The organism is Micromonospora sp. PTRAS2 (genome assembly GCF_054052245.1).
The window spans coordinates 22,594-37,445 of the sequence record NZ_JBSWBU010000025.1 but is presented as its reverse complement, the minus strand read 5'-3'; the positions used below and the strand labels follow the sequence as shown (position 1 = coordinate 37,445).

At 70.7% G+C, this 14,852-nt stretch carries 7 protein-coding genes; 4 read left to right on the top strand and 3 right to left on the bottom strand.

Annotation, left to right across the window (positions count from 1 at the left end):
* Positions 1 to 513 precede the first annotated feature (513 nt).
* The 3 genes from ACVMYR_RS32470 to ACVMYR_RS32460 are packed head-to-tail and all read left to right on the top strand — an operon-like array spanning position 514 to position 4,210.
* A complete protein-coding gene (locus ACVMYR_RS32470) occupies positions 514 to 1,461 on the top strand; it encodes a tetratricopeptide repeat protein (protein ID WP_457123635.1) in 948 nt (315 codons plus the stop codon).
* Positions 1,458 to 2,219 carry a tetratricopeptide repeat protein gene (locus ACVMYR_RS32465; RefSeq protein ID WP_457123634.1) on the top strand — a complete coding sequence of 254 codons (762 nt, stop codon included), beginning with the start codon at positions 1,458 to 1,460 and terminating at the stop codon, positions 2,217 to 2,219. Before ACVMYR_RS32470 ends, ACVMYR_RS32465 begins: the two co-directional genes overlap by 4 nt.
* Positions 2,219 to 4,210, top strand: coding sequence for a hypothetical protein (locus ACVMYR_RS32460; protein WP_457123633.1), 1,992 nt, complete (start codon positions 2,219 to 2,221; stop codon positions 4,208 to 4,210). The genes ACVMYR_RS32465 and ACVMYR_RS32460 overlap by 1 nt, the downstream gene beginning before the upstream one ends.
* A 289-nt stretch (positions 4,211 to 4,499) precedes the next feature.
* On the opposite strand, the gene ACVMYR_RS32455 is transcribed toward ACVMYR_RS32460, so the two are convergent.
* A complete protein-coding gene (locus ACVMYR_RS32455) occupies positions 4,500 to 5,879 on the bottom strand; it encodes a hypothetical protein (protein ID WP_457123632.1) in 1,380 nt (459 codons plus the stop codon).
* A gap of 414 nt (positions 5,880 to 6,293) precedes the next feature.
* The gene (locus ACVMYR_RS32450) at positions 6,294 to 8,933 is read right to left on the bottom strand and encodes a hypothetical protein (RefSeq protein ID WP_457123631.1); all 2,640 of its coding nucleotides are present in this window, start codon (positions 8,931 to 8,933) and stop codon (positions 6,294 to 6,296) included.
* A 106-nt stretch (positions 8,934 to 9,039) separates the two neighbouring features.
* Here ACVMYR_RS32450 and ACVMYR_RS32445 point away from each other — a divergent pair, with 106 nt between their 5' ends.
* Positions 9,040 to 10,314, top strand: a complete 1,275-nt coding sequence (locus ACVMYR_RS32445; protein ID WP_457123630.1) for a CHAT domain-containing protein — start codon at positions 9,040 to 9,042, stop codon at positions 10,312 to 10,314.
* On the opposite strand, the gene ACVMYR_RS32440 is transcribed toward ACVMYR_RS32445, so the two are convergent.
* Complete coding sequence (locus ACVMYR_RS32440; RefSeq protein ID WP_457123629.1) at positions 10,295 to 14,758, bottom strand: hypothetical protein; 4,464 nt, start codon at positions 14,756 to 14,758, stop codon at positions 10,295 to 10,297. The two genes, ACVMYR_RS32445 and ACVMYR_RS32440, sit on opposite strands and share 20 nt — an antisense overlap.
* Positions 14,759 to 14,852: the final 94 nt, after the last annotated feature.

The window sequence follows — 14,852 nt, the reverse complement described above, 5'->3', positions numbered from 1 at the left end:
CCTACCCGACAACGCAATAGCCCTGGGTTGAGGGGCCGCAGTTCGACGCGCTTCTACTGTTCTGAGTGCCTGCTCCAGAGGCGGATTGCGGACGAAGCACTCTCTGACCGTGAGGTGGTCGAAATGCGGGTGCTGCTGCGGGCATGAGGCCGGTTGGCGGTGGCTATGTTGGCGATTCCGGCGGTGCGGAGTGCGCCGATGGCCGCATGCCTATGGCGGCCATGACCTCGGGCTCGGTCCCGGTGCGAATCTGGCAGCGGAAATCGTCGTAGGTAACGTCCCGCGCCCAGTGAATCTTGTCATCGCGGGACCGGATCTCTGGCGGTGTCCAAAATCTGACTCTCGGGGTCGCCCGTTCGACCGATCCTTGGTTCGAGGGCGGTTCCGTAGTCTCCCCTGACGAACTCACGTCGGCCAGGGAGGGCCGAATAACCAATGGTGATCAGTACGCCGAGCCGAAGACCTGCTATGGCGACTGGCGCCTCGCCGTCCGCCTGTATGGGGTAGGGGTACTTGAGCGGAAACGATGACGACCCGGCCGACCTGGTGCGCGCCGGCCGATACACCGAGGCCGTCCAGGCGTACGAGATGCGGTATATGCGGTCCGACCAGCACTACGGGGCTATTCACCCGATCACCCTGACTGCGGCTAACGATCTCGGCCATTCGTACGTTGTGGCTGGTGAGCCCTCGCGGGCGCTCGGTGTGCTGACCCGGACCCTGGCCGCACGCCGGCAGGTTTCCGGACCGCGTCACCGCGAGACCCTGACGGTGCTGGTCAACCTGGCGATGGCGCTGCTGTACGCCGGGCAGCCTAGGGCCGCCGTGTGGCGGCTCGAGGAAGCCGGTGCGATCGGCTGTGAAGTCCTCGGCCATGATTCGCCAGACACACTGACGATCCTGAGCAACCTCGCTGAGGCGTACCTCGCGGAACGCCGCGTGGGCGACGGACTAGAGCTGCACGAGCGGGTGCTGCAGGACCGTCTCCGGGTGCTCGGCGCCGAGCATCCGGACACTCTCACCTCGCTTAACAACCTGGCGCACGCATACGAGCTGGGCGGGGACCTGGTCCGCGCCGTCGAAACGTACGAACAGGCGCTTTCCGCGTCTGAGCAAGTGCTCGGATCCGACCATTCGGACACTTTGTCCACCGCGAACAACTTGGCCGCCACCTACCGTGAGGCCGGGCGGATCGATGACGCCATCACCTTGCACGAGCGAACCCTTCGGGCCCGTCGGCGTGTGCTCGGCGAGGTGCACATGCATTCGCTGAACTCGGCCAACAACCTGGCTACCGTGTACTTCATCGCCGGGCGCGGCGCGGACGCGCTCGCGCTGCTGGAGCAGTCACATGCCGTGTGCGTCCGAGCGCTACCGGAGCAGCACGCAATCCGGTGCCAGATTGAGCAGAACCTACAGGTCATACGACAAGCTTTCGCCGCATCGCAGGAGAACACATGAGTGACGCAGAGGCGTCCTACGAGGTGGCCATGGAACGCGCGCAGGCGGGTGATATCGCCACTGCCGTCGAGTTGTTCCGGCAAGCCAGCGACGGTGGTCACGGACTGGCCGCGTTCCTGCTCGGGTCGATCCTCAAGGATGGTGGCCAGTATGCGGAGGCTGAGCGGCATTACCGGCGGGCGTTGGCGGTCGGTCTTCCGCCGGAGCCCCCGAACCTGGTCGAGGAATGCGAGCTGAATCTGGGCATCGTCCTCAACAAGCTCGGTGACCCGGCTGGGGCGGAGCAGTTCTACCGGTCGGCCGCCGCGCGGGGTCATGCCGGGGCGTGGTTCAACCTCGGCAACTTGCTGAGTCGTACCGGTCGCATGGCCGAGGCCGAGCATGTCTGGCGGCAGGCCGCTACGGCGGGGAGCGCCGAAGCGGCGATGAATCTGGCGGAGGTGGTCGGCGAGCGCGGGGATCTGGTGGAGGCGGAGCGACTGCTGCGCCAGGCGGTGGACGGCGGTCTGACCGATGCGATTACCAACCTCGCGAGCATCCGGCTCCAGCGTGAGGACCCGTACGAGGCAGTGGCCCTGTTACGGCAGGCGGTCGCGGCGGGTGATCACAACGCGATCTTCAACCTTGGGATTGTCTTGATGGTGGTCGGCAAGCTCGAGGAGGCCGAAATCACGCTGCGGCAGGCCGAGGCTGCCGGGCACACCGATGCCACTCAGCACCTGGAGCGGCTGGCCGCGGCTCGCAGACGGAGGCGGTGATGCCGTCCGCCGATGAGCTCGGCTGGACGCTAGTTGGTCGCATCGATGCGGGTGATCCCGACGAGCTTTTCTCGCCCGCGACGGCGGCGCTCGTCCGGGATCTGCTGGTGGCGGCGGTGTCCGGTGGTGCCGGCCGGCTTGTTGATCTCGACGCTGTCCCGGCGCGGCACTTCGGGTTGGCAACATTTGTTTCGGGCTTCCTCGCCCGACTGTTCACCGCCGCAGGCGACGCGGGAAGCGCCAGCTTTCAGGGCGAGCGTGTCCGTTGCCTGTCCGTGGTAAGTGACCGAAGTCGGTCTCTCGCCGCCCGTGAGGTCGCACTGGCCGAAGTGCTGCTCGCGGACGCCTCAGCCGAGTCTGCCGCAGTGGAGGTGGCCCTCGCGCTCCATCGCCGTGCGCTCGGACGTGCCCCCGAAACAGACCAGTCGGCCGTGTCGCTGGTGCAGTTCGGCATCGCGTATCGGGAGCGGGGCACCCGACAGAAGAGCCCGGACGACCTCGGCCGTGCTGTCGACCTCACCCGGCGGGCGCTGGCCAATCTGACCCTACTGCCGGAACACCGGGCCGAGGTCCTCTCCATGCTGGCACTCGCCCTCACTGCCCGCTTCGAGTTCGGCAGGGACCCGCGAGACCTCTCGGAGGCGGTGGCCGTTGCGCGAGAGTCGGCGAATGCGGACACCGGGCCTGGCCGCTACATCCGGCTGAACAACCTCGGGCTGGTCCTCAATGCCTATCTCCATTACCGCGGCGACCGGTCCGTCCTAGCCGAGCTGATCCAGGTCGCGGAGAGCGCCGTCGCCACGGCCGGCAATCAGTACGACCGGGGAGACGCGTGGAGCCTGCTGTCCATAGCGCTTGGCCGACGGGCCGAGGCGACAGGCAGCCTCACCGACCTCACCAAGGCGGTGACGACGGCGAAGGATGCCGTCGCCGCTTCGCAGGGCCGCCCGGAGCAGGCGGGGCACCTCTTCCACCTGGCCAAGTGCTGTCTCGACCGTTACCAGTTCGCGCGCAGCATCGAAGATTTGGACAGCGCCGTCACTTACGCGAGGGCCGCCCGGGCGGCGATGGATGGCGGGGATCCGCGCCGCGGCGACCTGCTTTCCGTTCTTGCCGCTGCGTTGGAAAGCCGATTCGGTGTCCGGAACAAGATCGACGACCTACTCCAAGCCGTTGACATTTGCGAGGAAGCTGTTCTCGGCTCACCACCCTCGTCAGCGCGGCACGCTGCCATGGTGTCGAACCTTGGCAACGTCCGGCGTGTGCTGGCCGAATGGACCGAGCAGCCTTCCGATATAGACGAGGCGATTCGGGTTGCGAACCGTGCCGTGGCCATTGACGGTGACCAGGAGCCATCCCGGAGGCTCAACCTGGCGGCGTGCCATGTAGAGCGGTTCCGGATCGGCGGGGACATCGGGGACCTGGATCACGCCGTCGGGCTGCTACGGCAGGCGCTCGCGGCTGTCCCGGCCGGCAACCCAAGCCGTGCCGCTTTCCTTTCCGAACTCGGTCAGCGCCTTCTCGAACGGTACGCAGCCGCACCGGCGTCGCCGAATGCTCTCACCGAGGCGATCGGCCTGTTTCGCGAGGCGGCTGAGCTAGAGACCGCCCCCAGTATCGAGCGTCTTCGCGCCGCCGGCCGCTGGGGCCTTGCAGCGGCTCAGCACGGACGGTTTGCCGATGCCGCTGAGGGCAACGCCACTGCGGTCAGCCTGCTTCCGCTGGTCGCCTGGCACGGGCTGGATCGGGGCAGCCAGGAGGCGCAACTGCGCAAGTGGAGCCTGATCGTCACCACGGGCGCTGCACAGGCGATCACCCTCGATCGCTTACCTAGTTCGGTCGAGCTGCTGGAACAGGGGCGGAACGTGCTGTGGGCGCATCAGCTCGGACGCCGAGCAGACCTGAACGACCTTCGGGTGGTGGCCCCTGATCTCGCCGACCGCATGGACGCGGTCCGCCGGGCCTTGGACGCGATGACCGGACCGGTATGAGCCCCTGCTGGTAGCTCGCATCCTCGGTAAAGAGCGCAATCAGCGTATCCGTTCCCGGTGTTCGCCACGCCGCCAGCCAGGTCGACGTGTCTCCTGTCCATGCACCCGACCTTGCCATCCTGAAGCCCGACGATTCCCCCTATCGGCACCACATACCCCGGACCGGTGGCCGGCCGATTGGCGACGCCGGTACGAACTGCTGCGCTGGGGCACTGACGCCGGCGGCGGTGGCGCGGGAGCGCGGAGTAGGCATGGCGTCGTTATAGGCGTGCGTGCGACTTTCGCCTCTTTACAGATGGTGCGTACGGTCGAGTTCCGCCCGGACCGCAGCCAGCCTGGCCGCAAGGCCGGGTGCCACCTCACGCAGACGGTAAAGGTCGGCGCGGGCATCCAGCAGCTGGCTCCAGAGAACAGCCAGGCCGGTCTCCAGCATCATGATCGCTTCCTCCACCTCGCCCGAGGCAACAGCGCATGCCGCTCCCGTGCGGGCCGCGCCCGCGAACCGTCCGACCGCCGACTCGCGGTCCTGGTACCGGGATCCACGCCACGCGAGGATGGGCAACAGATTGACAGCTCGGCGCCAATAGCCGAACGCGTCTGCGCTCGACCGTATCCCGGCGGCGGTCGTGGCGGCCTCGAAGCGCTTAACTCCGGTTGCGGCGGGGTGGTCCGCGACCAGATCCAGAAGGCCCAGCGCCTGTTCGGATCCGCCCTCGGCCTGTAGTAACGCCGTGGCCAGATCCATTGCGATGGCTGCGTGGAGCTGCTGTCCGGAGGCGACGCCGGCGAAGGCCGCCTGCAGCGCCAAGATCGCTTCCTCAAGATCCGCCGAAACTCCGGTGAGTCGGTGTCTCTCCCGATATCCCAGCCCGAGGTTGTACAGCAGATGTGGATCGACGCTTCGCTGTTCATCGGCGAGAGCACGAAGATTGGAGATCGAATCGGTGAGCTCGATGAGGTCACCAGCCAAGACCGCGTGAATTCGCTGGGTACCCGCAAGGTCGATCCGGTTGATCTTCCCCAGCCGAGTCGCAGGCGGGGCACGACGAACGGCCTCGCGTAACGCAGTTATGGCTTGCAGCAGAACGTCCGGTTTCCGGTCCCTGGCGTACTCGTCGCGCCAGGCGCCGGCTAGGTTGGACCAGCACTCGGCCGCCTTCTCCGTGCCGAGGCCCGGCACTTCGACGGCCTTCTTCAGCGTGGCGATGGACCGGGCCAGGTCGCTCGGCGAGTTGAAGCCCGCAGCGCGAAGGGCATTCAGGTGAGCTAGAGTGGCGAGCCGTCCGGCGAGCTCATCACCCGTCTCCGGATCCTCTCTGATCAATGCCTGGGACTCGGTGATCGCCGCTTCTAGTGGCTCCATCAAGCCGCAACGCTCATAGTCGAGCAGAAGTGCGTTGACCAGGTTCGCGCGGATGCTCGATCGCAGGTCAGCCCCGAGGTCGGGCTGGGCGAGACAGGTTCGGATGAAGGGGTATCGCTCGGTCGAGTACCTCAGAGCGTCCTGACTTACAGTATTCCTGCAGCAGGGCCCAGGCAGCACACCCAGCAGTCCCTTCCGCACCTCAGCGGTGAGACGTGGATCGGCGGGATCTTCCCAAGTGTCGAGCAGCCGCGCGAGGTGTCTCTCGTCCAACCTGAGGATCACCTCGGCCAGATCGAATCGCACCAGGACATCGTATGCCGTGTCCTCCCCGTCGAGTCGCGGCTTGCGGCTACGCCCGTCGGTCGCCGAACCGGGGACAGATGATCGACAGCCACGACGATCGGGCGGCCACGGCCCACGCGACGGGCTGTCGACAGGCGGCCGCAGGCTGGATCGCCAGCACCCACTTCCGGGTGTGTGGACGACCAGCCAGGCGCGCTCCGGTACCCGGAGGGTGACCGCGCCGTGCTGTGGTCGCAGGCGCTGGGGTAGCGACCCGAGCGGGACGCGTTGGCGGCGGTCCGACCCGACCTGGCGTCCCGTTCGACCGACCCGGGCAGGGCCCTGCGGGCAACGGAACCGCGGCGACGCCGAGGGCTGAGGTCCCGCCAGGGCCTCGCACCTATCCTGCGAGGTGGCGGGGTGCGGCGGTGACCGTCAGCGGAGGGCGGACAACAGCTTCTGCCGCGCGCGGCTCAGCCGGGCGGCCAATCGTGGATGCCGCTGCTCCAGCTCGTGGGCCTCGCGTCGCAACCGGAGGTGCTGCTCCCACAGTAGGGACCGGCCCTGATCGCCGAGCTCTACGGCCCGATCCGGGCGTCGGGTGGCCAGCGCGGCGGCAGCGGCATCCGCGGCGAGGGTGTTCCAGCTTCGCAAGGCGCGTTCCTGGTCCCGGCGGTCGAGACCGGTCCAGGCCAGCCGGGGCAGCAGGTCGACGGCGGCGGCGAACGCCTCGACCGCCGACTCGGGGTGGCGTAGGGCGAGGGCATGGGCCGCCCACTCGCCGGCCGCGTGGATGCGGATCAGCGGCGCGGCCGTCTGCTGCCGGGCCGCCGCCTGGTACTCGGTCACGGCGTCGCGCCGTGGATCGGCCAGGCCGGTGGCGTCGGCGAGGTCGGCGAGTGCTCCGGCCAGGTCGTACCGGTTGAGTGCCTGATCGGGATCGGTGGCGGCGGTGGCGGCGACGGCCCGGCGGTAGGCGTCGATCGCCGCCACCAGGTCCGCGTTCGTCTGGGTGAGTTCCCAGTGTTCCCTGAGGGCGTCGCCGAGGGCGCGCAGCCGGTAGCCGAGGGGAGAACTGGCGTCCGGGACGTCCGCGACCGCTTGGAGGACCGTGACCGCCTCGTCGACCAGTTCCGGTTCACGGGTCTTGGATAGCGTGCTGCCGAGCATGCTCAGGCGGCCCACCCGCTGGACGTGCCGGGGCGGGGTCGCGGCGACCGCGGCGCGGATCAGAGTGACCGCCTCTGCGAGGTCGGCCGGGTCTGCGGTTTCGCTGTGCCGGGTGAGGAGCGCGCTGGCCAGCAGGGTCCGCCGGCGGGGCCGATCGGGGTGGTCCGGGCGGCAGCCGACGGCCTCTCGCAGCAGGCCGATGCAATCGGCCAGGTCGCCGTCGCGGCCGTGCAGGTGATACCGCAAGTGCAGGGCGATCGCCAGGGCGGCGCCGTGATGCCGGCGGCGGGACGGCGGTGCGCTCTCGTAGGCCCGGCGATGCAGGTCGATCTCCTCGTCAAGGTCGGCCGGGTCACCCGTGCGTTCGTACCGGGAGTCGAGTGCCATGGCCAGGTTGGCCAGGCGCCGGGAGCGATCGAGGTGCCGCGGCGGCGTGCAGCGTACCGCAGCGCGGTCGGCTCTGATCGACTCCGCCAGGTCGGCGACGTCCTGGGTGCGCTGAAAACGCTCGAACCACACGCTGCCCAGGTTGCTCAGCTGGCTGCCCCGGTGGATATGGGTATGGGGAAGGCCGGCAAGGGCGGCGACATAGGCCCGTAGCGCCTCGTCCAGGTCGGCGATGTCGTCCAGGTGGTCGAACCGGGAGGTGAGGGCGTTGGCCCGGTTGCCGGCCCGCAAAGGATCGTCTTGCCCCGCAGCGGCGTGGGCGGCGATGGCGTCGTGCAGGTCGGTGGGCGAGCCGCGTTCTTCGAAGCGGTTGTGCAGGGCGTGACCGAGGTTGGAGAGGTAGTCGAAACGATGTGGGTCGCTGTCGCGGCCACAGCGGACCGCCTCCCGGTGCAGGTCGATCGCCTCGTCCAGGTCAGCCGGGTCGTCGGTGGCGGTAAACCGCATGGTCAGGGCAGACCCGAGGGCGGACAATCGGCGCGCCCGGTCTGGTTCCTCCGGGCCGGTGCCGTCGAGGACGTCGCGCAGCAGCGCGATCGAGCGGCGCAGGTCGTCGATCCCGCCGAGAAGCTCGAAGCGGCTCCGCAGCATCAGGGCGAGATTGGTCAGCCCCATCGGGTCGGTGTCCTGCGCATGCCGGATGGCCCGGCCCAGGTCGCGGGACCGCCCGCCGACCTCGTAGCGGGTGTGCAGGACGGCTGCGTACTGCGAGCGGTAATGGGGTTCCTGCGGCAGCTGGCGTACGGCCCTGCGATGCATGTGTACCGCCAGCGCGAGGTCGTCGGCGCGAGACCACCGGGCGTAGCGGGTGTGCAGTGCGGCCCCGAGGTTGGCCAGGTACCGGGCCTTTTCCTGCGCGTCGCCGAACCCGGACTCGACAGCGGTGCGGAACATCTCCACCGCTTCGTCCAGATCCGCCTCGGTGTCGTGGTGCCGGTATCGGGCGAACAACCCCGCACCCAGGTTGCACGAGTACTCGGCCTGCTCCGCGGTGTCCGGCGCGGTGAGCGCGACGGCACCTCTCCCCAGCAGGATGCCGAGATCGCCGGCGATAGCGTCGAACCGCTGCAGGCAGCCCTCGACCAGGTCCCGTGACTCGTGGTGGAGCAGGGCCGGGACCGGTTCGTCGTTGGCCGGGTCGGCCAGCGCTCCGGCCAGCTGGGGCGGCACCTGCGCGTCCCGGTCGACGGTGAGCAGCAGCCGGTACAGGCGGTAGGCCGACTGGCAGTCCGGGTCGTGGTGGTCGGTCGGCGCTTCGAGCCAGCGGCACCAGAGCAGCAGGGCGGCCAGACCGAGGAACTCCGCGTCGACGGCCACCTCGCCATCACCGTGGATGCGTACCGCTTCGGTTAGCAGGCGGCGGGCGTCGTCACGGGCACCGTCGTCGCTGACGAGTTCCGGGTCCTCGGCAGCGAAGTAGTTCACCAGCCGTCGGCGGACGGCGTCGACCGGCGTCATGCCCAGAGCCTATGCCGGCTGGCTACCCGGTTGTGCACGGCCTGCGGTCGCGCTATGCAGGTTGTTCAACTATGGACAGTCATCGCCGGTGCGAAGGGACGGGTCAGTGACCAGCAGCGATTTCGCGGGGGAGCCGGACGTCTCCCGGATTGTAGACCGCCGGATGGCGCTCACCCGGGAGTGGGACGCGCTAGTCGAACGGGTGCGGGAATTGCCCGGCTTCGAGGACTTCCTCAAGCCGCCTCCCGTGGAAAAGCTGCTGCCGGCCGCCGAAGACGGGCCGGTTGCCATGATCAACGTCAGTCGGTGGCGGTGTGACGCGCTGCTGGTGGTCGACGGTGGCGTACGCGTCCGTGAGCTGCCTGATCTCAGCGCGGCCGAGGTGGAGAAGAAGACCACGGCGTACCTTGGCGTCCTGGACCTGGTCAGCCAACGCTGGCGAGCCTGGTGGCGGGCGAAACAGGGTGCCGGCGATATGGCGCGGGCCGAACAGGAGCTCTCGGCGGCAGAGGACCGCGCCGAGAGGATGCTCCGCGCCATCCTGCGGTGGCTGTGGCGGGCGGTCGCCGAACCGGTCCTCGACGAGCTGGGGTTCACGGCGACACCGGTTGCCGCGCCCTCGGCCTGGCCCCGACTGTGGTGGTGCCCGACGGGCCTGCTCACCCTGCTTCCGTTGCACGCCGCCGGTGACCACCTCGTCGACGGCCCTGACCGGCCCACCGTCCTCGACCGCGTGGTCTCGTCGTACACGCCGACGCTGCGGGCGCTGTTGCAGGCCCGGGAGCCGCTGCCCGAGGAGACCGCGCCCGAGCTGCTGATCGTGACGGTGCCGCAGGTCGGCGACGAGCCGCCCCTGCCGGAAGCCGCCGCCGAGCGCGCCATGCTGCAACGCCGGTTCGCCGGCCGGCACCGGGTCCTCGATGGACCGGAGGCGACGGTCGACGAGGTGGCGCGGCTGCTGCCGGAGTACCGTTGGGCCCACCTGAGCTGCCATGGAAACCAGCTGCTCGACGACCCGTCGCAGGGCGGGCTGCGGCTCGCCGACGGTGTGCTCTCCATCGCCCGGCTCAGCGCCGAGCAGCATCACGGCGAGTTCGCGTTCCTGTCGGCCTGCAAGACCGCGACGGGCGGCGTGGGCCTCGCCGACGAGGCGATCACCCTGGCCGCAGCGCTGCACTACACCGGGTACCGGCACGTGATCGGCACGCTGTGGACGGTCAACGCCGCCATCGCGGCCGAGGTGGCCGACGCGGTCTACGGTCCGCACGACGGACCGTTCGACCCGACCGGCTCGGTCTTCGGCCTGCACACGGTGCTACGCCGGCTGCGGGAGACGGAGCGGCTGAGCGTATGGACGCCGTTCATCCATCTCGGGCCGTGAGCCGGCCGGTCTGCACGGACAGCTCCCGGAGCAGCTCCAGCAGCGTGGAGCGGGCGCAGCGGTCGTGATCGCCGTGCCGCAGCAGGTCGGCGACGGCGTCGCGGGCCCGGTCCCGGTCGGGCCAGCTGGTGGCCCAGCGGGTGACGGCGTGCCGAGCCGTGGCGTGCAGTCGTGGCTCGGCGCCGTCGAGCCCGCGCAGCACCGCTTCGGCGTCGCCCAGAAAGGCGAGTCCGACCAGTCGGCCGGTGACGTCGCCGGGGTGGGCGCCGGTCAGGTCCATGTCCCTGATCTGCCCCGCCACCGCCGTCGCCGTGCTGCCCCCGGACAGCCGGGCCAGGTAGCCGGCTACCGAGAGGGCCTCGCCGCGGGCGGTGAGGGTGAGCACGCCGTGAACCGGATGGCTGACCACCCGGGTTGGTCCCGCCAGCGCCGGGAGCGCCAGCAGGTCGGCCGCCAGGCTCAGGCCCTCGGCGAGGCCGGTTGCTGCCGCCGCCCGCAGGTACGCCACCGCCGCCCAAGTGGGGGCGGTGGGCGGCCGAAGGGCGCGCAGCGAGTCACGGGCCGGTTCGCTCAGCGGCCGCTCCGGTGGCGGTGCGGCGTCCAGCAGGAACGCGGCCGACCCGAGGGCGGCGACGGCCAACGCACGATCGTCGGCGTCGTCGGAGCGCAGCAGGATGTCCACGGTGGCGGCGTCCGGGCTGCACCGGGCCAGGGCGACCCGGACCGGCCAGCGGAGCCGGTCGGGGCTGCCGGAGGCGGTCAGCGTGGCGTGCACCTGCTCGGCGAGGTGCGCGCCGGTCACCGGATCAGTCCGCCAGGCTGCGGTCAGGAGCCGGGCCAGGGTCTCGTTCTGTCGAGCGCTGCGCGCGCCGAGGGCGGCCAGCGACCCGACGGCTGCCACCAGGCCCGGCAGGTCATCCGGTAGCCGGGCCCCTGGCTCCGGCCGGCTCGTCGGGTCGGCCGGAAGCTGTGCCAGCAGGTCGGCGGCGTAGGCGCCGATCTCGAAGTCCTCGCGGTGGGCGAGCAGCACGTCGCGGTTCCCGCTCAGCGGCCCGCTCAGCAGGAACTCACGCTCCCGCTGAGCGGCGTCGTAGGTGGCGTGGGTCGTCAGCCGAGGCAGCACCTTCGTGAGCCGGTCGAGCCGGCGTCGGGCCGCGGCGGTGTATTCCCGGCGTACGCGTCGGGGGACCGCCGCGCCGAGCCGGCGCAGGGCGTCGTGTGCGGCCTGGTGGTAGTGCCAGGGTGCCCGGGTGTCGCAGTGTTCGGCGATGACGGCGACCAGGTGGACCGCGTCGTACCGGACCGCCAGCTCCACCGCGGAGGTGCGCAGTCGTGCCGGCTGCGGCTGATCGCCGAGGAGGTGGGCCGCGAGTCGCACCGGCTCGGCGCCTGCCACCGGTTCCCCGTCCAGCAGCGGTCGGATGGCCGTCGAACGGGCTGCCGGGCGGAGGCGGCTGTCGCGGACGACGTCGCAGAGCGCCCTGACCCCCGGTTCGCCGAGGGCGCACAGGGCCTCGGCGGCGACCTGCTGCGCGAACCGCGCGGCTCGTGCGTCCCGCAGCACGGCGACCTGTTCGGTGATGAATCCGGCGTCGTCCGGGGCGGTCATGGCCAGCAGCCGGGCGGCGAACCGCGGATCGGTGTTCCGGGCGATCCGCGTCACGTCGGCGGCCAGGTCCGCCGCGCCACGTCGGGCCGCGGCCAGTCGCAAGGGCTCCTGCCAGGCCAGCCGCAGCGCACGATCGGGCAGCGTCGCGGCGTCCCGGGCGGCGGCACGGGCCGCGAACCAGTCCCGGTGCACCGGCCGTGCGAACGACAGCCGGCCCGCCTGCGACTCCAGCACGTTCTGGTCGAGCAGGCGGTCACGAGCGGTGTGCCACCCGGCCGGGTCGGCGGCGAACAGCGCCTCGGCGGCGGCCTCGGTGCTCTGCTCGACGCCGCGGTCCACCAGGTCGGCGGCCAGGGTCTCCGCGACCCGGACGGCCTGCTGGTCGTCGTCCAGGCGGGCGAAGGCGGCGTCGAACAGGTCGGCCAGGCTTGGCTGGATGTCCGGACGCAACTGCCGGGCCAGCAACGCGACGCCTTCCGCGGTGTCGAAGAGCTCGTCGACCCGTGGTGTTCCGCGTCCGGCCAGGATGTCGCGCAAGGCCCGCATGGGAATCCCGCGACGGATGGCGGATTCGGCGAGGAACGGCACCGCCTGTTCCGGGGTCGGGGGTTGCAGACGGTACACCGGGAAGTCCGCGCCGAGTCCCTCGGCGGACCGGCCGGTGACCAGCAGCGGCAGGCGGGGATGACAGGGGTGCAGGGCCGCGACGCAATCGGCCAGACCCGTCGGCGTGCCGCCGTCCACGATGAGATGCAGGCATCCCGCGTCCAGCAGGTCCTCGACCGCGACGGTGTCCCGGACCGGAGCGTGGCGGGCGAGGACCTCCGCCGCCGTGACACCGGGTTCGAGCAGCACGGCGGCCGGCACGAGCACGGGAAGCCGGTGCCGGCCCGGACCGCGTACGTTGTCGCGGTTGGTGGCCACGGCTAGCAACCGGCGCGCCATCTCCCGGGCCACGGCGCTCTTGCCGGTGCCCGCGGCGCCGACGAGCGCCGCCCGACTCGTGCCCGTCAGCACCTCGACCGCCGGCCGGGGTGGCACCGTGTCCCTGACCACGGAGAGTTCCATGAACGGCACGGGAACGGCGTCGTGCCGTGCCTGGTGAACGGCGACCGAAACGCTGTTGGCCGCCACGGCGAGGGCGTCCTCGAGCCCGGTGTGGCTGCGTCCGTCGACCTCCCGGGTCAGCGCGCCGAGGAGCCTGGCCGCCGACCGGGGCGCCTGGCACGCGGCTGCCGCCACCATCTCGGTCACGGCGCCGAGCGCCGGGTCGGCCCAGAAGCGGAACGGGGTGGCGGGCTCGACCCACTCACCCGCCACCACGGCGGTGGCGACGGAGGCCGCCCAACGCGTGGGGGACTGCTGCCCGTCCGGCCACTTGAAGGTGCGGTGGGCGGCCAGCACGAGGTGGCGACCGTAGTCGACGAGCCAGTCGTCGCGGCTGTCCCCGGGGTAGCAGCGGTACGCGTGCCGACGGAGCCGGAGCAGCACGGCACAGACCAGGGCCAGGCCGGGCTCTGCCGGCGTGAGCCCGGGAAACGGCACGAGGTCGGGCGGAGCCCCGGCGTCGGCCTCGGGCAGCAGGGCGGCAGCCACGGTGACCAGGCGCTGCACCGTGACCAGGTCGGCGAGCGAGCGGTCACCTCCGACCGCCCGCATCAGGTTGATCTCCAACCAGGCGAAGTCGGCGAGCAGCGGCCTTCCCTCCGGGGGACCGGCGCTACGGGCGTAGTCGATCAGGTACGGGTCAGCGTCGACCAGCAGCACGTTGCCGGCGTTCAGGTCCCCGTGCACGCAGGTGCCCCGCACCCGGCGACAGGTGGCGTCCAGGGCCTTCCGTAGCGCCGAGAACGGGTGCGGGGCCCGCATGCCCGGCGCCCGGATCGTGTCGCCTTCCTCGGTGAGGCCGGGCAGGGCGTCCAGCACCCGGGACATGACCACGCCGGGGCGGATGCCGGTGACCCTGCCGTGCACCTCGACCCTGCCCGGCAGGTCGGGCCCGTTCGATGGTACTCCGCGAAGCTCGACGGTGGCGAACCCGATCCGGCCGATCAGGCGGCCGCGCCGTCGGCCCAGTTCGACGTCGTCGACCCGTACCGATCGGCCGACCAGGGTGTCTGCGGCCGGTGGACCGGAACCGGCCTTCCAGATCGTGCGCTCGGTGAGCCGCCGGGACGTCCGGTCGGCGGGACCGTCGCTGCTGTTCCAGACGGTGTCGCCCGACTCGTCGGCGAGGTGCGTCACCTCGATGGCGAGGTCCGGCCCGAGAGTCGGGACCATGTCCCGCAGCGAGGTGCGCGGGCCGACGGCGACGGCCCCGGCATAGAGCGAGTTCCGGGCCTGGGTGAACAGTGCGTCGAGCGCCCTGCCAGCCCGGTGCGCGGCCGTCCGGTCAGCCAGCGAAGCCTGGGTGAACACGTCCTCGAGCGTCGTTACCGTGGCCGCCAGTTCACCAGCCCACTGCTTGGCGTGGCCGTAGACGATCGCCTCCCGGCCGTTCCTGGACGCAGGGGCGCCCGGATCCAGGGTGCTGTGCCGGATCGGCGTGCACATCTTGGTGGCGACCGGGCGGATGATCTTGTTCCAGGCGTCGCGCTCGGCCGCCATCTCAGCGGCCGGGCCCACCTTGACCACCTCGACGAGCGCCGACGCCGCGGCGCCAACCTCGATCTGCAGCACCAGGGCCCCACCGGCGCCGGTGAACCGCTTGCTGACCAAGATCGAGACGTCGTCGGCGCCCCAGACGCCCGGTGCCAGCCGTTGCAGGACCTCGTCGATCTCGTCCTCGTCGTCGGCCGGCACCACGCCGTGGACGAAGTCGACGTTCCTGACCAACTCGTCGCCCCCCGTCGATGCTGCCTGTCCGTGGGAAGGCGAGCCGTGCGCCGCGTCATACAGTAGCGGTCACGTCACGTCAGTGCCCAGGAGA